The following is a 20468-nucleotide window of genomic DNA, read 5'->3' on the forward strand; positions in this document are numbered from 1 at the left end:
CCGCGCCATCCGCGCATGGCGTGGATCTATCATGGGATCCGTGGCCGATCATCCACGCATGGCGTGGATCTATTATGGGATCCGTGGCCGATCATCCACGCATGGCGTGGATCTACTGTAGAGCCGAGCCCACGCTCGGCTGCTCTTCGGGCCATCAGCCGAGCATAGGCTCGGCTCTACCTCAATCCTTGGTCACGCGATTGATCTCGGCCAGGCTGGTCACGCCCGCGGCCGCCTTCTTCAACGCCGACTGCCGCAGGTCATTCACTCCGATCTGCTGCGCCGCCTCGGCAATCTGCAGCGCATTACCACCGGCCAGCACGATCGTGGCGATCTCGTCGGTCATCGGCATCACCTGGTAGATGCCGGTTCGGCCCTTGTAGCCCTCGGTGCACTCATCGCAGCCCACCGCCTCGTACAGCTGGATGCCCGCATCCAGCTGCGCCTGGGTGAAGCCCTCGGCCAGCAGCGCATGCTCCGGCAGGTTGGCCGGGCGCTTGCAGTTGCCGCACAACCGGCGTGCCAGGCGCTGCGCGATCACCAGCGTCACCGAGCTGGTGATGTTGTACGGGGCGATACCCATGTTCATCAGGCGCGCGATGGTCTGCGGCGCATCGTTGGTATGCAGCGTGGACAGCACCATGTGGCCGGTCTGCGCCGCCTTGATCGCAATCTCGGCCGTCTCCAGGTCGCGGATTTCGCCGACCATGATGATGTCCGGATCCTGTCGCAGGAACGAGCGCAGTGCCGCGGCGAAGGTCATGCCGCGCTTGTTGTTCTGCTGCACCTGGTTGACGCCGGGCAAGCGGATTTCCACCGGATCTTCGGCGGTGGAAATGTTGCGCGTCTCGTCGTTGAGGATGCCCAGCGCGGTATACAGCGACACGGTCTTGCCCGAACCAGTCGGGCCGGTCACCAGCACCATGCCGTACGGCTTGTGGATGGCGTCGTGGAACAGCTTCTGCTGGTCCGGTTCGTAGCCAAGCTTGTCGATACCCAGCTTGGCCGCACTGCCATCCAGGATACGCAGCACCACCTTTTCACCGAACAGGGTCGGCAGCGTGCTCACGCGGAAGTCGATCTGCTTGGTCTTGGACAGGTTCAGCTTGATGCGCCCGTCCTGCGGCACGCGCTTCTCGGCGATATCCAGCTGCGCCATCACCTTCAGGCGCGCAGCGATGCGCTGGTTCAACTTCACCGGCGCACGCGCCACCATCTTCAGCAGGCCGTCGATGCGCAGGCGCACGCGGTAATCGTCTTCGTAGGGCTCGAAGTGGATGTCCGATGCGCCCTTGCGGATCGCGTCGACCAGCACCTTGTTGACGAACTTCACCACCGGAGTGTCGTCGCCCTTGGCGTCGATGCCGGAGTCGCCACCCGCGTTGTCTTCGTCGCCCAGGCCAACGTCGAGGTTGGCCATGCCCTCGTCGTCGCCGCTCAGCGCGTCGCCGATGGTGTCATGGCTGGCGTGCCATTGCTCCAACGTGCGGCGGATCTGGTCTTCATCGACCAGGATCGGCTCCACCACCAGATTGGTGTGGAACTTGATCTCATCCAGCGCATGGGTCGGGTTGCTAGTGCCCACGAACAGCTTGCCGCCGCGTTTGAACAGCGGCAGCACGTTGTGTTTGCGCAGCAGCTCTTCGCTGACCAGGCTCATCGCGTTCTGGCTGGCATCGAAGGTGGACACGTCGAACAGGGGCATGCCGAACTCGACCGCATTGGCGGCAGCGAGCTGCGAGGCGCTGACCAGCTTGTTCTGCGCGAACCACGTGGGCAGCGGCTGACGGGCCGCCGTGGCCTTGGCCATGGCGTCGCGGGCAGAGGCCTCATCCAGGGCACCGTCCTGGACCAAGCGGCGGGCCAGGCCTGTGATGCCGACGAGATTGGCGGTGGTTACGGTATTCATTTGAGGTAAAACTCCTACTCCCCTGCTGAAGAGTACCTCACGCGCCGGCGCTAGAACACAAGTGATTACAGGCCTTCCATATGGCCCCAAATGGCAGAGACTCATTCAGCTGGCGCCATAGCCAGCTGGCAATATGGAATACCTTGGAAGTGTGGACAGCTGTCCGCAGATGAATTTGCTAGATGGCACCATGGAGTAGCGCCCCAGCTAACCTCCACAACCCGCAAAATAACTAAATCAGGCAGCTCAATGAGCTGCCTGATTCATTCAATCACGGTGACGAATTGTACTTAGCGGAAGTTAGCCGGCACGTACTTGGCATCGCACTTGGCGTGGGTGCCAGCCCAAGCGGTAATTTCGCCGCCGCTCACGGTCGGAGTCAGAGTCAAGTCGCATTCCGCAGTCTTCGCGCCAGTGCCCTTCGTGGTTACAGTAATTGCCCCAGTGGTGGCTGACAGGGCCAGCTTATCGACATACTGACTGATGCCAGTGGTCGCCTCGTTGCAGCCCGCCTCGGCCAAAGTAGTCGGCAGCTTGTTCTGGGACGAGAAGAACTCCGTCGCAGAAGTCTTGCATGCGCTCAGCGCCATGACAGATTCACTGACCTTCGCACGGACGGTGTAGTCACGGTAGGCCGGCAGCGCGATCGCGGCGAGGATGGCGATGATCGCAACAACGATCATCAGTTCGATAAGGGTGAAGCCCTTCTGGTTCTTCATAACGGTACGTCCCCAAGATAGGTGGTTGGTGATTTCAGTGCACAAGACCAGACCGACCTTCAGGCCGACTGAGCGGGCCCTGCGCCCTGCGGGTGGTTCAACGCAGGTTGCATGCCAACACAGACATGCCTCCCCCTGGATTTCCCCGAGCCAATGATGGCAGCAATTTCGCGGATGGGAACCCCCCAGAAGCGAATCTGCGATGGACGCGGCAATGTGACGCGGTGCGTCACCTTTCGTCTCGCCAGGTCGAAAACCCTGCGCGGCGTCACGCCAGCAGGCTCCCCGGACGGCCCTGAACCGGCTACCATCGCCGGTCAGGATGCCCGCCTGGGGATGGCGGGCCTTGGGGAGCCAACATGTCTGTCAGTCGCAGTGCGATCAAGAAAGAGCCCGTGGCGCGTAGCACCATGGAGCTGCAGCCGTTTGTCTGGGAGGGGACCGATAAGCGGGGTATCAAGATGAAGGGCGAGCAGTTGGCCAAAAACGCCAACATGCTACGCGCCGAGCTACGTAGGCAGGGAATCAACCCAGGCCAGGTCAAGCCGAAACCGAAGCCGCTCTTCGGTGCGGCCGGTAAGGCCGTGAATTCAAAGGATATCGCCTTCTTCAGCCGTCAGATGGCGACGATGATGAAATCCGGTGTGCCGATCGTCTCGGCGCTGGAGATCATCGGCAGCGGACACAAAAACCCGCGCATGAAGAAGATGGTGAATGGCGTTCGCACCGATATCGAGGGCGGGTCTTCATTGCATGAAGCCATCAGCAAGCATCCTGTGCAGTTCGACGAGCTGTACCGCAACCTGGTGCGTGCTGGTGAAGGGGCGGGCGTGCTGGAGACCGTACTCGATACCATCGCGTCCTATAAAGAGAACATTGAAACTCTTAAGGGCAAAATCAAGAAGGCAATGTTCTACCCAGCCATGGTGCTGGTGGTGGCGCTCTTGGTCAGCTCAATCCTTCTCATCTGGGTGGTGCCTCAGTTCGAGGAAGTCTTCAAGAGCTTTGGCGCAGATCTGCCGGCGTTCACCCAAATGGTGGTGAACCTGTCCAGGTTCATGGTGAGCTGGTGGTGGCTGATGCTCATTGCCCTCATTGGCGCGATCGTTGGCACCATCATGTTCTACAAGCGCTCGCCCAAGATGCAGCATACGGTCGACCGGCTAATCCTGAAGGTGCCAGTGCTTGGCCAGATCATGCACAACAGCTCGATCGCCCGTTTCGCCCGCACCACGGCAGTGACATTCAAGGCTGGCGTGCCGCTGGTGGAGGCCCTGGGCATCGTGGCCGGCGCCACCGGTAACAAGGTGTATGAGGAAGCCGTACTGCGAATGAGGGACGACGTCTCGGTCGGCTATCCGGTCAACATGGCCATGAAACAGCTGAACCTGTTCCCGCACATGGTCATCCAGATGACCGGCATTGGCGAAGAGGCAGGCGCCCTGGACGCCATGCTATTCAAGGTGGCCGAGTACTATGAGCAGGAGGTCAACAACTCGGTGGATGCCCTGAGCAGCCTGCTGGAGCCGATGATCATGGTGTTCATTGGTACCATTGTGGGCGGCATGGTGATTGCGATGTACCTGCCCATCTTCAAACTCGGCGCCGTCGTCGGCTAAAGGTATCAATGGCATTTCTCGACCAGCACCCCGGCCTCGGCTACCCCGCCGCGGCCGCCCTGGGACTGCTGCTGGGCAGTTTCCTGAACGTTGTCATCCTGCGGCTGCCCAAGCGGCTGGAGTGGCAGTGGAAGCGCGATGCGCGCGAAGTCCTGGAGGAACCGGACTTCTATGAGCCCCCGCCACCGGGGATCGTGGTGGAGCCGTCGCACTGCCCGCACTGCAAGCACAAGCTGAGCTGGTACGAGAACATCCCGCTGTTCAGCTGGATCATCCAGGGTGGCAAATGCCGCCACTGCAAGGCGCCGATCTCGCTGCAGTACCCGCTGGTGGAGGCGTTGACCTCGGTGCTGGTGCTCGCCTGCGTCTGGCAGTTCGGCTTCGGCTGGCAGGGCTTCGGTGCCATCGTGCTGACCTGCTTCCTGATCGCTTTGTCCGGTATCGACCTGCGCACGCAGCTGCTGCCCGACCAGCTCACCCTGCCGCTGATGTGGCTGGGGCTGATAGGCAGCATCGACAACCTGTACATGCCGGCCAAGCCCGCCCTGGTGGGTGCGGCGGTGGGTTACCTGTCGCTGTGGACGGTCTGGTGGCTGTTCAAGCAGCTGACCGGCAAGGAAGGCATGGGCCACGGCGACTTCAAGCTGCTAGCGGCGCTGGGCGCCTGGTGCGGGCTGAAGGGCATCCTGCCGATCATCCTGTTGTCGTCGGTGCTGGGCGCCATCATCGGCTCGATCTGGCTGTACAGCCGCGGTCGTGACCGGGCCACGCCCATCCCGTTCGGGCCGTACCTGGCCATCGCCGGCTGGCTCTACTTCATGTGGGGTGCGCCACTGGTGGAGCAGTACCTGGTGATGAGCGGGCTGCGCTGAGGGGAGTCCCCATGAGCCGCTATGTGGTTGGCCTGACCGGGGGCATCGCCTCGGGCAAGAGTGAGGTGACCCGGCGCTTCGAGGCGCTGGGGATCGTGGTGGCCGACGCCGATCTGGCCGCACGCGCCGTAGTAGCCGCCGGCAGCCCCGCCCTGGCCCGCATTGCCGAGCGCTTCGGCGCCGACATGCTGCTGGCCGACGGCAGCCTGGACCGGGGGCGCCTGCGCGCCCACGTGTTCGCCGACCCGGCCGAGCGGACGGCGCTGGAAGCGATCACCCACCCGGCCATCCGTCTGCTGATGCAACAGCAGTGCGAGCAAGCCACCAGCGCCTATGCGATTGCGGCCATTCCGCTGCTGACCGAGGTGGGCGGGCGGAAGGCCTACCCATGGCTGGACCGGGTGTTGCTGGTGGATGCGCCCGAAGCCGTGCAGCACGCCCGGCTGATGCAGCGCGATGGTATCGACGCGGCGCTGGCCGACCGGATGATTGCTGCCCAGGCCAGCCGCGCGCAGCGGTTGGCGTTGGCCGATGACGTGGTGGTCAATGATGGGCAGCCGGAGGACCTGCAGGTGCAGGTGGAACAGCTGCATGCGCGGTATCTGGGGTTGGCCGGGGGTTGAGGCCGGGTTGCCGGCCAGCGGCCGGCACTACCAAAGCGCATCCACGCGTGGCGTGGATCTACTCCAGCTGCAGGCGGGCGTAGCGGGCGAGTTCGCGCGCGCCGAGCAGCAGACCGTCGACCACATCGGGATTGAGCTGCTGGCGGGCACCGCCCTGCTCTCGCGCGAGTTCGGCGGCGTGCAGCAGCTGGATCAGGGTATTCAGACCGGCAAGCGTGCGGCTGAGGCCGGCCATCGTGGCTGCCTGCGCCGGGCTGGCCCCCTGCACGTCCAGCGGCTGGCCGTCGGCGGCGTCGCGGCCATCCATGCGCGCCAGCAGCGCGGGCAGCAGGTCCTTGGGGTCATCCAGCAGAACTTCGACACGCTCGGCGACGTCGGCAGGCAGCAGGTTCGCCGCATCGCCGATCAGGGCGTGCAGCTGGGGGAACAGCGGGCGGGTGGACATGGTGGAGCTCCTCGCAGTCGGCAGGCCACCTGCAGATGCAAGGTGGCGGACGGTGCGGGTTGGCGTACCGGACAACTCCCAGATGGATGGAAACTCCGGCGGATTCCCGGGAATCCCCACGCACCGCCCGCCATGAAGCGAGCACAGTGCATTGTCCGCGATGCCGCGCGAGGCATCGGAAGCTTTCCATCTAACAGTTGATTTCAGGACGCCAATCCCGGCCAAGGCACCTGCCCCGGCCAGGTCATCAGGCCATCGCCGCACGCGGCGATCTGTAAGGAAATTCCCAAGTGCGGCGCGGGCTTGCCAATGCGTGCGCTGGAACACGCGCAGGGCGCGGCAGCGATCACGGCGGTGTCGTGTTGGGCCTGAGGCCCGATCATCGCGCGAGGATGATTCGGTGGCACAAGCGACACAGAGCGCGATGCAAGGTCGGCAGGGTTCGTGCCGACCAAGGTCGGCACCCACCAGAGCAGGGGCCCTTACAACGGCTTCGGCGAGAACGTCAGGGTGGCGATCACGCCACGCTGGCCGCCGGGGCGCACGCTCACCTGCCAGCCGTACAGATCGCACAGGCGGCTGACGATCGACAGGCCGATGCCGCCGCCCTGCGAATGGCCGGCGTGGGTGCCACGGTAGCCACGCTGGAACAGCTTGGCTGCGTCTTCCTCGCTCAGGCCCGGGCCGCTGTCGGTCACCGACACCGAATTGGTGCCGACGAACACGCGTACCTCGCCGTCCTGCGAGTACTTCACGGCATTGCCGATCAGGTTGCCCAGTGCCACCGACAGCGCCGCCTCGGGCGCATCGATCACCAGGTTGCGCTCACCTTCCAGCAGCAGTTCCAGCGGCTTGCCACCCAGCTGCGCACGATGCGCGTCCAGCAGTTGCTCGGCCACGCGGGCGACGTTGCTGGTGCCCTGCCCGCGCTCGTTGCGCGACAGCAGCAGCAGTGCGCCGATCAGGTCGCTGCACTGCTGTTCGGCACGCTGGATGCGCTGCAGGCGCTGCAGCACCTTCTCGTCCAGGCCGGGCCGGGTCAGCAGCAGCTCGGTGGCGCCACGGATCACCGCCAGCGGCGTGCGCAGCTCATGGCTGACGTCTGCATTGAATTCACGGTCGCGCTGCACCACTTCGGTCAGTCGCGAGGAATAGTCGTCCAGCGCCTGTGCCAACTGCCCCACTTCGTCGTCGGGGAAGCGTGGCGCCAGCGGTTCGGGATCGCTGGTGCCGCCGCGATAGGCACGCAGCCGCGCAGCCAGATCCGACACCGGCTTCATCACCTTCGACGCCGACCACCAGCCCAGCACCAGCGACAGCACGCTGAACACCAGCACCGACAGCACCAGCGCGCGGTTGAGCTGCTTGCCGCCGCGCACGCTGTCGGTCATGTCATAGGCAAGGAAGAACCAGGCGTCGGGCGTCTTGCGCACGGCCAGCTTGTAGGAGTACGGCTCGCCGTGCTCGTCACCGCTGACGCTGTGGATGCCATCGGAGAAGCCCGCCCACTGCGCGCGTTCTTCGCGCACCCGGTCGAACTTGTCCTTCGAATAGGCATAGGCCCTGATCTGCAGCACCGGCGCGTCCGGGTTATGCCCGGGGTGCTCGTAATAGCGGCGCGCATACTCGTCGATGTTGCGGTTCATCAGCTCTTCCACCAGCTGGTTTTCCACGCGCAGGCGGGCCCAGTTGGTGGCGAACGCGAACAGTGTCGTCAGGCAGAAGCCCAACAACACGAACGAAACGATGATGCGGCTGCGCAGGCGCCGCCGATAAGGCGTGCGCCGGCGCTCCCCCTTGGTTGCCACCGAATCAGGCTTCCGGGGTGGCGATGCGGTATCCGATGCCATGGCGGGTCTGGATCAGCGGCACTTCAAACGGCTTGTCGACCACCGCGCGCAGGCCATGGATGTGCACGCGCAGGGAATCGGAATCGGGCAGTTCTTCGCCCCACACACGGGTTTCCAGTTCCTGCCGGGTCACCACGGCCGGGGCCGCTTCCATCAGCGCCTGCAGGATCTTCAGTGCGGTCGGGTTGAGCTGCAGCAGCTTGCCCTGGCGGCGCACTTCCAGCGTATCCAGGTTGTATTCCAGATCGCCGGTTTCCAGCACGCGGGTCTGCACGCCCTTGCCGCGACGCGACAGGGCGTTCAGACGCACTTCCACTTCCTGCAGCGCGAACGGCTTGATCAGGTAGTCGTCCGCGCCGGAATCGAAGCCCGCCAGCTTGTTGTCCAGCGAGTCGCGGGCGGTGAGCATCAGTACCGGGGTCTGCTTGCGCGCTTCATTGCGCAACTTGCGGCAGACCTCGATGCCGTCCATGCCTGGCAGATTGAGATCCAGCACGATCGCGTCGAACTCGTGCACCACGGCCAGGTGCAGACCGGTAACCCCGTCAGCCGCGAAGTCCACGGTGTGGCCCCGGTCCTCCAGGTAGTCGCCCAGGTTGGCCGCAATGTCGCTGTTGTCTTCGATTACCAGGATTCTCACTGTCACCTCTAATTGACGAATTTGCCGACGCGCTGGGCCTGGCCCATATCACGCTGTGCCTTGTCCTTCCGCCGGGCGCGCTCGGCAACGGTAGTGCACTGCGTCGTGGCCCGGTTCGAACCCGTGGCCTTTTCACGTTGGCATATTAGACGACTATCTTCACGTGCCTGTGTCAAAACCGTGTTCACGATCTGCTGGTCGTTGAAGACATCGGTTCGTACCTGTTCAGGCATGGAATCGCGGTCAGGGTGCTGCTCGACGGCCGTACGCATGCGCACCAGCGCCTCGCGCACGCGGCTGCGGTCGGTCTGCTTCAGTTCGCTGTAGGTCTCGCCATCGTTGAGTTCGATTTCGATGCGCTCGATCTGCTGTTGCAGCGGCTTACCGGGGATAAAGACCTCACCGGCCTGGTTCGATGCAGAGGCGGCGGTGGCCAGGGTCAGGCCCGAGATCAGGACCGCCGACATCAGGAGGGACTTCATGACAAACGAATCCTTGTTTGAGTTGAGTGCTGACTGTATTCGCACCACCTTCACGCCAGCAAGTGCCATGCGCAGGGGCATCGGACGGCCTAGTGGTTGGTGGCGGGGTTGAAGTTGTTGAAGGTGCGCTGGTCGTTGAGCAGGGCCTTGCCCTTCTCCTCGATCCGGCGGCGCTCAGCCACGGTCAGGCAGCGGCTTTTAGGCATGTTGCTGCCGGTGGTGCGGGTGTGCTGGCAGATCTGGCGGCTGTCTTCATGGGCGCGGACAAGAACCGTGTTGATCCGCTCCTGGTCGTTGAAGACCTCCGCCTGGACCTGCGGCGGGAGCTCCTGAAGCGTGCGGTGGTCACCCATGCGCTGGGTGATGCGCGCCAGTGCCTGCTGCACCTGGGCACGGTCGTCAGCGGAAATCTCGCTGTATTCGCCGTCATCGAGGGCCTTTTCAACCCGCCGGACCTGCTCGGCCACCGGTGCCTGCCCGTCCATCTGTATGGCGGTCTTCTCCGGCTTGGCGGAGACAGCACCAGACAGCCCCAGCAACAACGCGATCATCGTGATGCGGTACATCGCCAGCCTCCGGATCCATCCAGGAACGATGGGCGCCACTCTACGGCCGTCACGTTGCCTCCACAAGGGACCTGCGGCTGGCATAAAAAAGACCCAGGCGGTGCCCCGCCTGGGTCTGAAGTCGTATCCCGATACCGATCCTGCTGAGAGGCAGAGCTGCGGTTCGCTGAAGGCTACGCCGGCGCCGATTAAAGGCATGTTAAAGCCGGCCTCATTTGCCCATGAGAATTTCAAGCCATTGATTGATCATGGCTTTTTGAGCTTCTCGACGTGCTCGATGATGCGCGTGGCCACATCTACCCCGCAGGCGGCTTCGATGCCCTCCAGCCCTGGCGTGGAGTTGACCTCCAGCACCAGCGGGCCGCGCGCGGAGCGGATCAGGTCCACGCCACAGACCGACAGGCCCAGCGCCTTGGCCGAGCGCACCGCCACCTGCTGTTCGGCGCGGCTGGCCTTGGCCGCCACCGCGGTGCCGCCGGCATGCAGGTTGGAGCGGAAGTCCCCTTCCGGCGCCTGCCGCTGCATCGACGCCACCACCTGGTCACCGACCACGAAGCAGCGCAGGTCGGCGCCCTTGGCTTCGCCGATAAACTCCTGCATCAGGAAGTTGGCGTACAGGCCCCGCAGGGCCTCGACGATGCCACGCGAAGCACTGGCCTTCTCGGTGAGGATCACCCCCCGTCCCTGGGTACCTTCGTTGAGCTTCACCACGTGTGGCGGCGGGCCGAGCATGGACAGCAGGTCGACGGTGTCATCCGGGTTGTCGCCGAACACGGTGACTGGCATGTCGATGCCCTTGGCGGCCAGCAGTTGGTGCGCGCGCAGCTTGTCGCGCGAACGCAGGATCGCGTCGGAGGGGTTGGGCGTACGCGCCCCCATCAGCTCGAACTGGCGCAGCACGGCGGTGCCATAGCGGGTGATCGAGGCACCGATGCGCGGGATGACCATGTCCACGCCGGTCATCGGCCGGCCCTTGTAGTGCATCGAGAAACCATCGGCGGCAATGCGCATGTAGCAGCGCAGCGGGTCGAGGATGCGTACGGTGTGGCCGCGCGCGCGGGCCGCCTCGACCAGCCGGCGGGTGGAGTACAGGGAGCTGTTGCGGGACAGGATGGCGAGCTTCATCGCGGCAGGATCGGACGGCAGGCGCGCAGCATAGCGCGGGCGTGTGGCGGGTGGATGATGCCCAGCAGGCCGCCGCATCTGCGTGCCTGACGGGGCTGTGCGAAGATGCCTTTCGCCGGCTGATGGACAGGACACGACCGGCTTACACACCCCAAGGAGAACCACAGATGCGAATGGGAATTCCGCTGTTGTTGCTGTTTGGCCTGGTGGGAGGCGCCGCAGACGTACAGGCTGCGCCGACCCATGCAGTCTCCCGGCTCTACTTCGATGCCAACAACACGCTGATCGGCCAGGGCCTGCGCTACTGCACAGGCAAGACACAGCACCAGGGCGTTGCCTCACACGCCAATACCCGCTGGATCGATGTTTCCTACGCCTGCCAGGGCGACTCGACCGACGTTTCCTACGGCAGCTGGGTGCCTGCGCAACTTCGGCAGGACTTCTGCACGCTGTATGACGCCTGCACGTCACTGATGCCATGGCCGGAACCCGGTCTGCCCGGCACCCTCGGCAACGGCTTCTACTCTGACTGACGGCCGGTAGCCGCCGCACCGTCTCCGGCGATGGCCGCACCGTCGCCGGGGACATCCTCATGGCTCATCCAAGGGATGCGTGGCGCCGCCGAACCGCGCGGGGCAGGCGCAGCGAGAAGCGTCCTTCGCGGACACGCACGGCCAGTGCGGTTTCCCGCCATTCCACAGGCAAGGCGAGTGCCGTGTGTGGCGTGGGGATGCGTGTGATCGCGTCGAACGTCCAGTGTTCCTCATAGGCGTCGCAGCGAAGCGTACCGTCATCGCCAGCCTCGATCACATCGATCCAGGCCCCACTGCGGGTCTTGCCGCTGCCGCCCGTCGCACGGCGGCCGATGGCCTGCCAACGCCCCTGCCAGTGGACGAGCCATACGCCCTCGATGGGACGCAGATCCCCATCAAGCACGCTGCCCGCCACCACCACGCATCGTCCGGACGGGCTGGTGATCACCGTCTCCAGATCGCAGGCGTGACGGTCACTGGGCTCGCCATCGAGACAGAGCGCGTACGGGCAGATGCGCGCGAACAGGGTCGGATGCGCGGTCAGGCGCAGATCGTCGGGCAGCAGCGGGATGGCCTGCAACACCCGGGCATCCGGCAGGACATGCCGCAATGCCTGCGGCAACCTGGCGGCCAGCGCCGGGTGCTCCGGTTCCAGCCATAGACCCCGGCAGGGGCGCAGCGTGGTCGATCGGCAGGGAAGATCCCGCAACCACATCGCGGCTTCGGCATCCCCGCCAAGCTGCCGGCGCTCGTGCAGTTCCTGCCAGAACAGGCTGGGAACAATCGCCAGCAGGTGCATCACCCTCTTGTCCGCTTCGTCGTAGACGATCACCGCTTCGCTGCGATCAATGTAGCCACTGGCCACGCGCAGCGCGCTTCCCGCCAGCGTCTGCCACTCGCCACTGGCATCGCGGCTGCCTCCGGTGGATACGCCCTCGACAATGGCGCCATCGCGCAGCATCTGGGTGCTGTAGGCCGGCCCTCCCATGCCCAGCTCGCCCCAATCCAACAGAACATCATGCGTGGGCGGCCGTGTGGCAAAGGGCAGCGTCGCCCGCGAGCGCAGCAGTGCGCCGCCTACGGCATCGCCGACCAGATCGAAGCGCTGCAGCACGCCACCCACTGCAAGGCACGCGGCCAGGGCGACGACCACGCCCAGCGGCGACCACCAGGCCACGCAGATGGCGACCAGGACCAGGAACGGCAGCCACTGGGTGAAACGGCGGAGGGCGATTCGATCAACGGTCATGCGGGCATGGTGACTGCGATTGCGCACCATTCAAACCTTCAACGCGGTGCCAGGCAATGGGGGCCGAACCGGCATTGCCGCTAGACTTTCCCTGATGATGGAACCGATGACTGCCGTGAACCGCCGGAATCTGCTGCTGGACGTACTACCGCGATGGAGAGCACTGTCCAAGAATCCGGGAGTACCGCGCCGCATGCTTCGCCTGCCGGACTGGCAGGCAGACTGGAACGCGGGCATGGCCCTGCTTGCGCGTCATGCGCGCAATGGCGGTGAACCTGCGGAGGAGCCGCTGCAGGGGTATGCGGCGCTGGAACATGCCTACGGCTGGGAAGCGGTTGCCCAGACCGGCAGCAACCTGCTGCTGAAAGGCATCGACCGCGGCTTCGCCCCCACGGCGTTGCAGCAGATGCAGGCCGACGTGACAGAGCTGTGGCTGGAACACGCACGTTTGCTGGCGTTAGCCCGGGACAGCCTGCAACAGCAAGGCCACGACATCGCGCTGGCCGCGTCGTTGCAATCGCGCACAACGCAGCACTACGAATACGCACTACAGTTGTTGTCACTGGGCGTGCTGCTGGATGCGCAGGATCGTCTTCCGGCGCTGGTGGAGCAGGTGCTCTGCTTCGAAACCGACCGCGTGCTGGACTACCTCAGCGCGCCGGCACTCGGCCTTGCCGAAGCCAGCGATGCGATATTCCATCCGCGCCCGTTCGCCGAGCTGTTCGCGCCATTGCGCGACGGTGAAGCGTTCGACCCTTCACTGCTGGCCGGCTACCTGCAGGTGCAGTACCGCGACTTCTTCCTGCTGTCGCCCAAAGCCCAGAAGCGGACCCGACGCCTGACCGGACCGAATGCCTGGGGCTACTGGGCGCTTGAAGTAGCAGCGCTGGTGGTGCTGTATGGCGGCGACGATGCCGCGCTGCGCACCTGCCCGCACTACCCTTCCGACCTGGTGGACTTCGCCCGGCGCTGAGTCAGGCGCCCGGCAGACCGGATATGCCGCCGAATCGATTCTCCTCCTCGTTGCCCGGCAGCAGCATGACCGGGAAGAGGACGAATACGCCCAACGGGATGAAGGCGATCACGACGTACCAGCCAGACTCGTCGATGTCATGCAGTCGTCGAACGGCCAGGGCCAGCATCGGCGGAAGGAGGACGATGACCGCGCAGACCGTCATGCCCCACCCCAGCATCCGGAACGGCTCGAAGGCCTCCCCATCGAGCAGCACGGTGCCCGTCAGCCAGTATCCGCCGTCCATCAAGGTGTAGCTCGCTGCCACCACAAGCGCAGCAGACAGGGAGTACGACCAGAACTCTTTCCGGTTGGATCGCCCTGAAAAATCAAAGCAACGCCTGAGGGGCAAAAGTGCGGGGATCATTCGCGCTCCGGGCAGCGGACGATAGGTCGACGGTTAACGATCTTTTAGCATCCCCAAGCCCAGCACCAACTGAACCCTGCGGCCCGACGGGCCCGGCAGACAGCGGAGGTTACAGGAGCCCGCGGCAGCAACCGCGCAGCCGGAGACGCAGCGCGAACTACCGCACATTTTCACAGACGTAGGCATCCTGAATCGAATCACTGGCTTGCAGCAGTGGCGGATGGGTCGAATTCCAGTTTTCCAGAATGGCGCCTCTGCTAGCGTCACTGCTCACTCATGGATTCGAGGTTTTGAATGGCTGCGATTTCTTTTCCGCTGATGCTTGCACTGCTTTCCACCCAGGCCCCGATGGCCGCAAACGCAGAACGTGATTACACCGGACCGGCAGGGGCATCCTCGATCGGGCCGGGCATCTGCGACCCCGGTATGGACATGCTGCCGAACGGCGGAGGCGTGGTGATCCGGCGCTGCGGCAAGAATGGAACGGTCGCGGGCGTTGGCAGCAATATCGATGCTGCGACGGCCAACACCAATGGCTTCCTTGCCGTCGCCGAGGAAGGCCCGGTATGCAGTGTTTTCGCACGCGATCCCTATGTCAGCATCCCGGCACCGGGTGTGGGCATCAAAGGAGAGTGCAGTTCCACTCCGATTTCCGCCTATGGCATGACGACCACCACTGCGGGACAGAACCTGCTTGAGCTGGCCATCACCCTGGCGGCGACGCAGGCGCGGTGCAATGTCGACTACTACTATGGGTCGGCACATGGCTATAAGTATCCCTACACCTGCACTCGCCCGGGCCAGTACTGGAGCGTTGCCGGCCTTGGCTCCAGCGTCGACGATTCAAACGCGATGGCAATGCGGCTTGTGAAGAAATCTTCCAAGACCGGTACGCACTGCTATTTTGACAACGCCGAGTTGAATGGCGTCGTCTTCCGCGCATACCTGCACTGCAACGGATCGACCTATACCGGTTTCGGGAGTTCCGTCACTGCCGCGGCCAAGGACGCGGCTGCGCAAGCGGGCGCATAAGCCGCTTCGGGCTGTGGTTCGGAAGAGCCACAGCCCAACACTGAGGAAAGAGATTCCGGCGCTGCTGCCACACGCTGGACCTGGGTGTGGTTCAACGAGTGCGCCGCGCCTGCCTGGGGTGAATACCCTGGAGACATGGAGCGGGCGATGGGAATCGAACCCACGTCAGTAGCTTGGGAAGCTCACAAAGAAATCCTTTCAAATCAACAGCATTATACGGATTTCCGCTCCGCAATCGGCGAACCATCCGCATCGATTTTCGCAGGATTTTTCGCCTTGTTTCAGCAATTGCGGAGCGCTTTTGGCTACAGAATGCGTGGGAGGTAACCGAGCAATACCATCCAGAATAGGACCGTCAGGATCGCCGCAGCGCTCGCGCAAAACCCACTTACCACCATGAGCCACATAACCTGCCGCCCCCTATTATTGACGCCGAGCCGGCATCCCAACCATTGCCAGGCCCGCACTGGCCATGGGGTGGCCCTAGCTAGTGCCGCATCGAAGGCCAGTGGATCTGGCAATTGATCCAGCTTCACCAGCCGATCCAAGGTAGTCATTGACGACTCAATCGCGCCCGCATAGGTGCAGATCAACCCTCCGAGGAACTTCGAGGCGAGCACGAATCCCAACACCGCTAGGAGCAATGGAAGCGCCGCCTTGATGCCAGGCAATGTGACCAATCCCTGCAATCGGTCTAGGTTGGCAGCAGCCAAGCCCAGGGCAGCCGCTGTACCAGTCACGAACCATGTAACAAAGACATCCAGCGACCTAAAGCCGCGGTCCGCGCCGCTGGCGAGCAGGGCCATGACGACTACATCGGCATATCTCGCTTTCGCATCATCCGCCACGGTATCCCCCTCCCTTCGCGCTGCCCAACATCCTCGCAGAATGCTACCCCTGAGCCATCAAACGCGCCGTAGCTGCTGCAGCCCTGCCCTCACCCACGCCTTGCGGGTGTCCTTCAGGCGGGGCTTGGTCTCCTTCGGCGGTCGGCGCGGTTCCAGCGCTTCCTTGATTCGCGCCAATTCCACAGCCCCGGCCTCGGCCAGACGCCGGACCTGTTGCTGCTGCTCTCGGGTAGGCGGTAGGCCGGGCAGCGGTTCGAGCGGTTCGCTCGGCTTGGCGTCCCAAAGCCAGGCCTCAGCCGCGCACCAGCGTTCGGCGTAGCGCTTGCCTTGGGCGATGCTGGCGGCGCGCTCGTCCTTGGTCTGCCACATCTTCCGGGCATCGAGGTGAACACGCACGTCACGGTCCTTGGCCGGCATGACCTGGGCAATCTGTCGTCCACTCCACCACAGTACCCAGCTCTCCCCCATCTGGACCCAGCCAGAGGGTGGCGGTGCTGCGCGGAAGCCTTGGTAGCCGTGCGAGGGAAGCATGGCGGAGAGCATACGGCTGGACGCCCCAATCGCTGCGATTCGCTCAATGGTCGGTCTTAACCGCTCAGATTCCCCCTGCCACTCCCCTATACGCCGCTCCATAGGTAAATCCCTACATGCCAGCGAGCGGTTTTCCTATTGCGAGCATCCAAGTCCGTTGAGACTTTCCTGCTGCCCACCGGGCATTTATCAACTTGACAATGGAGTGATCATGAAGATCCAAAGTGTCTTGCTTGGTTTGATCGTTGCGGCTGCCGGAGCAGCCAGTGCTGTAGGTGTCATTCCCACTGCCAATGCCGCATCGTTCCACACGTCTTGTGTCCCGATCGGCGGCGGCGTCGCCCAGTGCACTCAGACCTTCTGCCATGAAGGGCAATGCTGGGTCACCGACACCTGGACGCAGCCCGTACGCGAAGCATTGGTCCTGCAGTAAGGCCCTTGGCGCAGCGGCGTCTGCCGCTGCGACCTTTGGCATGGCATGGACCCCATAAGTCCCGTGTCAGAGAACCCCGAGATCCTTCACGACCGCTTGCCCCTGCTGGAGGAGCCCAATCAGCAGACGGCCGCCGGCGACCTGCCGCCCATCTGCTCGTTGAGGTAGTTCGCCTGAAGCCTTGCCGCAGCCAAGACGTCCTCCCACGCAAAACTGTCTGGACGGCCTCTTAGAAGTTCACCTGGCGAAGCGAGGCCCCCATCGAGCTGCTGCACGACCGCGACAATCGCGCTGTCGTTCTTGGCCTAGGCCGTCGCCAGCATCCGTCCACTCTTCGGCGACCAATCGCCAAGCACAAGCTCCGTACCCAAGCTCTGCTTCGGGAGGCCCGCATCTATGGCAGCGCGCTCATAACTCGGCCACAGCTTGTCGATCACAAGCCCTAGCTCTTTCGTCAGCTGCTCCATTGTGAAATCTGCCCGGAAGCTCGCTTGGATGGCGAGTTCGTAGATGCGAAGAAAGAACTGAGTGGACCCGCGTGCCGCCAACACCAAGTTGTGCTGCGGGATCAAGAGCACCTTTGCGCCGGACGAATGGGCCCCGGTTAGCGCGTCTTCTGCGAGGGTATCAACCGCAACAAGGAGCTGGTCAGGGCGCAGCAGAACGTTGAGGATGCTTATAGCGGGCTCGTCTAGGCGTCCGCGAACTATCGCCGCCCCCGCCCCACCTGTCGAGACCACAATGAGCGCCGAGATCAATGAAATCCTGGACCGCCTACAAGCATGCGAGGCCGGCCTCGAAATGCACCGCGGTTACCTCAAGGCAATGGAGCATGCACTTCGATGATGCGAAAAGTCACAGCAACCTATTGTTCTTAAAGGAGGTCTAATGGGATTAGTGCCTTCCGTACCAACACCAATACCAACTATTTCAGGCGCCGCGTACCAACACATTGCGTCGGCAAGCCTACTTCCGGCCGTGCCCCAATGCTACCGACGGGAGGGCAGCTGGGCCACGAAGTAATCAGGCCTCCCCGCCGCCGCCCATTGACGGACCGCCTTGCAAACGAACTCTTTTGCGTCCATGGCATCCACCGGGGAGGTGTCGCTGTGAACGTAGTAGTCCACCCATCCGTATTCGTCCACGGGTTCCACATCACAGGACAGGTGTAGCAGGAACTTTGCATCCTCCTGCTCATCATCAACAGGCTCGATCCCGAGCTCTTCCCGCAACTCCTGGGCTAGCCGCTTGGCATGCGACCTGACAGTGTCAACGACGACAATCCCATGAGCCATTACGTCCTCAGCAATCAAGGACGTTGAACGCGAGGTGCTAATAACAGGGATTCTCATGCGACCGCCAGTGCTGGAGATGAGGATGGATCGTGCCGCGATCCTATCGCACCCACTGAGACACAGCAGGCAGGCGTCATCAGGGCCGTCCCGACAGGCTTAATCGCCCCGAGTCGAGTCATAGTCGACCCTGAGCCGGCGCGGCGCTACTCGGCTCTTAGCCAGCTGCTGATTTCGCCTAGGTATCCCGTGATAGCATCTTTGGAATCAGGCACAGCTGGGGAAGGCGATGTCTCAAGGAAGAATCGTAGCGTGGCTTTCTATAGCCGCAATCGCCGGAATAACGGCTTGGTATGGGATCACCTCTGTCCGAAATGACACAGTGTCCAACAGCTCAAATGCAGAGCCCCTTGGCCCACAGCACCTACCGATCTCGCCAGTAGCGAGAGAAAGTACACCCGGCGCACTTGACTCGCAGCTTTGGAGCAATGCCGACTCTCAATCGGTGGCGGCACATTTCAACACCCTGCGCTCACGTGCAGAAGTCGGCGATATGGTGGCGCAACGAGAACTGGCAAAGCTGTACCAACAGTGCTCGGTATTCAGTCTGTCTCCAGCGAATATGTATTCGACCTTGGATGCATATGCGGCTGTTCGTGGCGTCCCTCAAAGCACCTACGACGGAATCAAGAAGCGCTTCTCGACCATTTGTTCCGCAGTAGATCGTGGCCAAGTAATACCGCAAGATACATACACCAACTGGTTCGAGCGAGCTGCGAACCAAGGTGACGCGTACTCCAAGGTTGCGGTGGCGTCCAAGAACTGGGCAGCGCTAAAAGCAGATGACTATCTATCGCTAGCGCGCGACGTGATCCACTCGGGTGACCCGGAAGCCATCTTCTCCCTCGGTGATCTTCTTGCGCTCGCTCCAGATTCTGGAGATTTCGCAGAGTTCAAGCGCGCCACAACAGGACCATATGCCAATTACGCATGGAGCATAGTGGCATGCCGATTGGGCGCAGATTGCGGCCCCGGATCCTATCGATTGGATTCGCTCTGCATCAATACAGGCATATGTGGAGCAGGAGATTTTGAAGACGCCATTAGGAACAATGTGGTTCCTGCTGGACAGCAAGAATCGCTGGACAGAGCGATAGTAGAAGTACAGAGAGCAGTTGGGAAGAAGCCATCTTAAAAAGGACAACTTCGTGAATCGAATTTCCAGAAAGATGAAGTGGAGCACCGCCGGGCTGGTTTTCTTGGCGTTTGCCGCCATCGCTGCAACAGTATCGATCAATGCCAGCTCGTATCCGTACAACCAAGTTGTGGCAGCGCAAAACATGTCGGCCTACGAAATGGCGGAGCTGCGAATCGCCGGTCTTGCCGGTTTGGCGGGCATGTACCGAGTCACGCATGGCATTGCTTCTTTGCCTGTCGGCAGCAGGATCAAGGTGACTTGGGGTGATGGGTCGGTCGAAGAAGCCGCTGTTACTTGCCTCAGTGGAATTCCTTGCGTCCAGCCTCTGCCGGGAACTCAGAAACCGCCGAGTGGCGGCGGTGGTGGTGGCGGCATGGAGGACGGCGGGCCGGGTGGTGGGTTTGGTGGGCCTGATTGCTCTGTCAGGCCCCGTACCGGGACTGCATGTACTGAGGCTAACGGCATCCGCAGATGCGAGACCTTCGACGACACGATGGTGGACTGCGGATTCGGCTGATCCATAGCTCCCACCGACAGCAGTTTTGCCCCCTTGGTTCAAGGGGGCATTTTCTTGCCTGTCGCTCTTGGCGTCCCAGCTTCTCATAGGCGGCGGTGATCTGGGCGGAATAGCACATGGCGCGATCTGACACGCCCCGCCGTTCATTCGCCGTGACGCCGCAGCCTAGTGGCCGGTCACGTCGATCAGCACGAAATGGCCAGATGCGCTGAACTGCGTCGCATTGTCGGACTGGGGGATCAAAGCGGCAGCGCCGGCATAGTAGAAGCGCCCCAAACCCGCTGCACCCGTCCCATCCCCCTGCGGCCCGGTCAAGCGGGTGTCCACACCACGCTCAATCCACTGGCACGAACGAGACGAGATAACCGCGTAGCGCCGACCGGCCGGCACCTGCATATAGGCGCCCTCTGCCGCCCCGAACGGGGCAGTCGTTACGCCCATGATGCGTAGGGGCTTCGCCCAGGAGGCGAATGCCAGCTCGCCGGTGTGCTCTCGGTAGATCTCGATTCCGGTCTTGCCCGGCGTTCCAGTCACAACCGAGTCGTATACCCACACCGTACCGAAGACAGGCGACGAGCCCGTGTAGGCTGACACCCGCCAGTTGTT

General features: G+C 63.0%; 23 protein-coding genes. 9 read left to right on the forward strand and 14 right to left on the reverse strand.

Annotation, left to right across the window (positions count from 1 at the left end):
• Positions 1-181: 181 nt before the first annotated feature.
• Both pilB and AC5P6E_RS00400 read right to left on the reverse strand, forming a co-directional pair.
• Positions 182-1909 (reverse strand): type IV-A pilus assembly ATPase PilB, encoded by a 1728-nt coding sequence (gene pilB, locus AC5P6E_RS00395; protein WP_272774729.1) that lies wholly within the window; start codon positions 1907-1909, stop codon positions 182-184.
• Between the two features lie 290 nt (positions 1910-2199).
• A complete protein-coding gene (locus tag AC5P6E_RS00400; RefSeq protein ID WP_272774730.1) occupies positions 2200-2628 on the reverse strand; it encodes a pilin in 429 nt (142 codons plus the stop codon).
• A 359-nt stretch (positions 2629-2987) separates the two neighbouring features.
• Between AC5P6E_RS00400 and AC5P6E_RS00405 the strand changes: the two genes are divergently transcribed.
• Genes AC5P6E_RS00405 through coaE form a run of 3 tightly spaced genes read left to right on the forward strand, consistent with a single transcriptional unit; the run spans position 2988 to position 5742 of the window.
• Positions 2988-4247: a type II secretion system F family protein gene (locus tag AC5P6E_RS00405; RefSeq protein WP_272774732.1), complete on the forward strand. Its 1260-nt coding sequence runs from the start codon at positions 2988-2990 to the stop codon at positions 4245-4247.
• Positions 4248-4255: 8 nt separating this feature from the next.
• The gene (locus tag AC5P6E_RS00410) at positions 4256-5119 is read left to right on the forward strand and encodes a prepilin peptidase (RefSeq protein ID WP_032128827.1); all 864 of its coding nucleotides are present in this window, start codon (positions 4256-4258) and stop codon (positions 5117-5119) included.
• Positions 5120-5130: 11 nt separating this feature from the next.
• On the forward strand, positions 5131-5742 hold the full coding sequence (gene coaE, locus AC5P6E_RS00415) for a dephospho-CoA kinase (RefSeq protein WP_043402827.1): 612 nt from the start codon (positions 5131-5133) through the stop codon (positions 5740-5742).
• Between the two features lie 58 nt (positions 5743-5800).
• Here coaE and AC5P6E_RS00420 read toward each other — a convergent pair whose 3' ends face one another.
• The 6 genes from AC5P6E_RS00420 to rimK all read right to left on the reverse strand — a co-directional run bounded on the left by AC5P6E_RS00420 (position 5801) and on the right by rimK (position 10850).
• Positions 5801-6187, reverse strand: a complete 387-nt coding sequence (locus tag AC5P6E_RS00420; protein ID WP_019336436.1) for a hypothetical protein — start codon at positions 6185-6187, stop codon at positions 5801-5803.
• 482 nt (positions 6188-6669) lie between these two features.
• Entirely contained in the window at positions 6670-8037 is a 1368-nt protein-coding gene (locus AC5P6E_RS00425; protein ID WP_032952284.1) for a sensor histidine kinase, read from the reverse strand.
• Positions 8000-8677: a response regulator transcription factor gene (locus AC5P6E_RS00430; protein ID WP_005410804.1), complete on the reverse strand. Its 678-nt coding sequence runs from the start codon at positions 8675-8677 to the stop codon at positions 8000-8002. The genes AC5P6E_RS00425 and AC5P6E_RS00430 overlap by 38 nt, the downstream gene beginning before the upstream one ends.
• An 8-nt stretch (positions 8678-8685) precedes the next feature.
• Positions 8686-9159, reverse strand: coding sequence for a hypothetical protein (locus AC5P6E_RS00435; RefSeq protein ID WP_010481496.1), 474 nt, complete (start codon positions 9157-9159; stop codon positions 8686-8688).
• Between the two features lie 89 nt (positions 9160-9248).
• Complete coding sequence (locus AC5P6E_RS00440; RefSeq protein ID WP_010481495.1) at positions 9249-9725, reverse strand: hypothetical protein; 477 nt, start codon at positions 9723-9725, stop codon at positions 9249-9251.
• A 246-nt stretch (positions 9726-9971) separates the two neighbouring features.
• The gene (rimK, locus tag AC5P6E_RS00445) at positions 9972-10850 is read right to left on the reverse strand and encodes a 30S ribosomal protein S6--L-glutamate ligase (RefSeq protein ID WP_005410807.1); all 879 of its coding nucleotides are present in this window, start codon (positions 10848-10850) and stop codon (positions 9972-9974) included.
• 167 nt (positions 10851-11017) lie between these two features.
• Here rimK and AC5P6E_RS00450 point away from each other — a divergent pair, with 167 nt between their 5' ends.
• The gene (locus AC5P6E_RS00450; protein WP_224328455.1) at positions 11018-11383 is read left to right on the forward strand and encodes a hypothetical protein; all 366 of its coding nucleotides are present in this window, start codon (positions 11018-11020) and stop codon (positions 11381-11383) included.
• 64 nt (positions 11384-11447) lie between these two features.
• Here the strand turns inward: AC5P6E_RS00450 and AC5P6E_RS00455 are convergent, their stop codons facing one another.
• Positions 11448-12632 (reverse strand): hypothetical protein, encoded by a 1185-nt coding sequence (locus tag AC5P6E_RS00455; RefSeq protein ID WP_495230599.1) that lies wholly within the window; start codon positions 12630-12632, stop codon positions 11448-11450.
• 106 nt (positions 12633-12738) lie between these two features.
• On the opposite strand from AC5P6E_RS00455, the gene AC5P6E_RS00460 reads away from it, so the two are divergent.
• Positions 12739-13605 (forward strand): PoNe immunity protein domain-containing protein, encoded by an 867-nt coding sequence (locus tag AC5P6E_RS00460; RefSeq protein ID WP_483698139.1) that lies wholly within the window; start codon positions 12739-12741, stop codon positions 13603-13605.
• Position 13606: 1 nt separating this feature from the next.
• Here the strand turns inward: AC5P6E_RS00460 and AC5P6E_RS00465 are convergent, their stop codons facing one another.
• The gene (locus AC5P6E_RS00465; RefSeq protein WP_019336442.1) at positions 13607-14011 is read right to left on the reverse strand and encodes a DUF805 domain-containing protein; all 405 of its coding nucleotides are present in this window, start codon (positions 14009-14011) and stop codon (positions 13607-13609) included.
• 294 nt (positions 14012-14305) lie between these two features.
• Between AC5P6E_RS00465 and AC5P6E_RS00470 the strand changes: the two genes are divergently transcribed.
• Complete coding sequence (locus AC5P6E_RS00470; RefSeq protein ID WP_483698141.1) at positions 14306-15043, forward strand: hypothetical protein; 738 nt, start codon at positions 14306-14308, stop codon at positions 15041-15043.
• Positions 15044-15348: 305 nt separating this feature from the next.
• Here AC5P6E_RS00470 and AC5P6E_RS00475 read toward each other — a convergent pair whose 3' ends face one another.
• Together AC5P6E_RS00475 and AC5P6E_RS00480 are read right to left on the reverse strand one after the other, a co-directional pair.
• Positions 15349-15849: a hypothetical protein gene (locus AC5P6E_RS00475; RefSeq protein ID WP_049454776.1), complete on the reverse strand. Its 501-nt coding sequence runs from the start codon at positions 15847-15849 to the stop codon at positions 15349-15351.
• 99 nt (positions 15850-15948) lie between these two features.
• Complete coding sequence (locus AC5P6E_RS00480; protein WP_241885025.1) at positions 15949-16422, reverse strand: hypothetical protein; 474 nt, start codon at positions 16420-16422, stop codon at positions 15949-15951.
• A 211-nt stretch (positions 16423-16633) separates the two neighbouring features.
• Here AC5P6E_RS00480 and AC5P6E_RS00485 point away from each other — a divergent pair, with 211 nt between their 5' ends.
• The gene (locus tag AC5P6E_RS00485; RefSeq protein ID WP_049454774.1) at positions 16634-16855 is read left to right on the forward strand and encodes a hypothetical protein; all 222 of its coding nucleotides are present in this window, start codon (positions 16634-16636) and stop codon (positions 16853-16855) included.
• Positions 16856-17844: 989 nt separating this feature from the next.
• On the opposite strand, the gene AC5P6E_RS00490 is transcribed toward AC5P6E_RS00485, so the two are convergent.
• Positions 17845-18207 (reverse strand): hypothetical protein, encoded by a 363-nt coding sequence (locus AC5P6E_RS00490; RefSeq protein ID WP_152906419.1) that lies wholly within the window; start codon positions 18205-18207, stop codon positions 17845-17847.
• Between the two features lie 322 nt (positions 18208-18529).
• Here AC5P6E_RS00490 and AC5P6E_RS00495 point away from each other — a divergent pair, with 322 nt between their 5' ends.
• Both AC5P6E_RS00495 and AC5P6E_RS00500 read left to right on the forward strand, forming a co-directional pair.
• On the forward strand, positions 18530-19342 hold the full coding sequence (locus AC5P6E_RS00495; protein ID WP_495230603.1) for a hypothetical protein: 813 nt from the start codon (positions 18530-18532) through the stop codon (positions 19340-19342).
• Between the two features lie 13 nt (positions 19343-19355).
• Entirely contained in the window at positions 19356-19862 is a 507-nt protein-coding gene (locus tag AC5P6E_RS00500) for a hypothetical protein (protein ID WP_241885022.1), read from the forward strand.
• A 165-nt stretch (positions 19863-20027) separates the two neighbouring features.
• Here AC5P6E_RS00500 and AC5P6E_RS00505 read toward each other — a convergent pair whose 3' ends face one another.
• Positions 20028-20396 carry a hypothetical protein gene (locus AC5P6E_RS00505; RefSeq protein WP_483698145.1) on the reverse strand — a complete coding sequence of 123 codons (369 nt, stop codon included), beginning with the start codon at positions 20394-20396 and terminating at the stop codon, positions 20028-20030.
• Positions 20397-20468: the final 72 nt, after the last annotated feature.

The sequence above is a fragment of the Stenotrophomonas sp. YJH_SMC_16 genome (assembly GCF_059367875.1).

What these genes read in the sequence shown, in the direction of transcription:
- pilB (WP_272774729.1), bottom strand. Translation starts at nt 1,909, where the DNA reads ATGAATACCGTAACCACCGCCAATCTCGTCGGCATCACAGGCCTGGCC.
- AC5P6E_RS00400 (WP_272774730.1), bottom strand. Translation starts at nt 2,628, where the DNA reads ATGAAGAACCAGAAGGGCTTCACCCTTATCGAACTGATGATCGTTGTT.
- AC5P6E_RS00405 (WP_272774732.1), top strand. Translation starts at nt 2,988, where the DNA reads ATGTCTGTCAGTCGCAGTGCGATCAAGAAAGAGCCCGTGGCGCGTAGC.
- AC5P6E_RS00410 (WP_032128827.1), top strand. Translation starts at nt 4,256, where the DNA reads ATGGCATTTCTCGACCAGCACCCCGGCCTCGGCTACCCCGCCGCGGCC.
- coaE (WP_043402827.1), top strand. Translation starts at nt 5,131, where the DNA reads ATGAGCCGCTATGTGGTTGGCCTGACCGGGGGCATCGCCTCGGGCAAG.
- AC5P6E_RS00420 (WP_019336436.1), bottom strand. Translation starts at nt 6,187, where the DNA reads ATGTCCACCCGCCCGCTGTTCCCCCAGCTGCACGCCCTGATCGGCGAT.
- AC5P6E_RS00425 (WP_032952284.1), bottom strand. Translation starts at nt 8,037, where the DNA reads ATGGCATCGGATACCGCATCGCCACCCCGGAAGCCTGATTCGGTGGCA.
- AC5P6E_RS00435 (WP_010481496.1), bottom strand. Translation starts at nt 9,159, where the DNA reads ATGAAGTCCCTCCTGATGTCGGCGGTCCTGATCTCGGGCCTGACCCTG.
- AC5P6E_RS00440 (WP_010481495.1), bottom strand. Translation starts at nt 9,725, where the DNA reads ATGTACCGCATCACGATGATCGCGTTGTTGCTGGGGCTGTCTGGTGCT.
- rimK (WP_005410807.1), bottom strand. Translation starts at nt 10,850, where the DNA reads ATGAAGCTCGCCATCCTGTCCCGCAACAGCTCCCTGTACTCCACCCGC.
- AC5P6E_RS00450 (WP_224328455.1), top strand. Translation starts at nt 11,018, where the DNA reads ATGCGAATGGGAATTCCGCTGTTGTTGCTGTTTGGCCTGGTGGGAGGC.
- AC5P6E_RS00455 (WP_495230599.1), bottom strand. Translation starts at nt 12,632, where the DNA reads ATGACCGTTGATCGAATCGCCCTCCGCCGTTTCACCCAGTGGCTGCCG.
- AC5P6E_RS00460 (WP_483698139.1), top strand. Translation starts at nt 12,739, where the DNA reads ATGACTGCCGTGAACCGCCGGAATCTGCTGCTGGACGTACTACCGCGA.
- AC5P6E_RS00465 (WP_019336442.1), bottom strand. Translation starts at nt 14,011, where the DNA reads ATGATCCCCGCACTTTTGCCCCTCAGGCGTTGCTTTGATTTTTCAGGG.
- AC5P6E_RS00470 (WP_483698141.1), top strand. Translation starts at nt 14,306, where the DNA reads ATGGCTGCGATTTCTTTTCCGCTGATGCTTGCACTGCTTTCCACCCAG.
- AC5P6E_RS00475 (WP_049454776.1), bottom strand. Translation starts at nt 15,849, where the DNA reads ATGGCCCTGCTCGCCAGCGGCGCGGACCGCGGCTTTAGGTCGCTGGAT.
- AC5P6E_RS00480 (WP_241885025.1), bottom strand. Translation starts at nt 16,422, where the DNA reads ATGCTTCCCTCGCACGGCTACCAAGGCTTCCGCGCAGCACCGCCACCC.
- AC5P6E_RS00485 (WP_049454774.1), top strand. Translation starts at nt 16,634, where the DNA reads ATGAAGATCCAAAGTGTCTTGCTTGGTTTGATCGTTGCGGCTGCCGGA.
- AC5P6E_RS00490 (WP_152906419.1), bottom strand. Translation starts at nt 18,207, where the DNA reads ATGAGAATCCCTGTTATTAGCACCTCGCGTTCAACGTCCTTGATTGCT.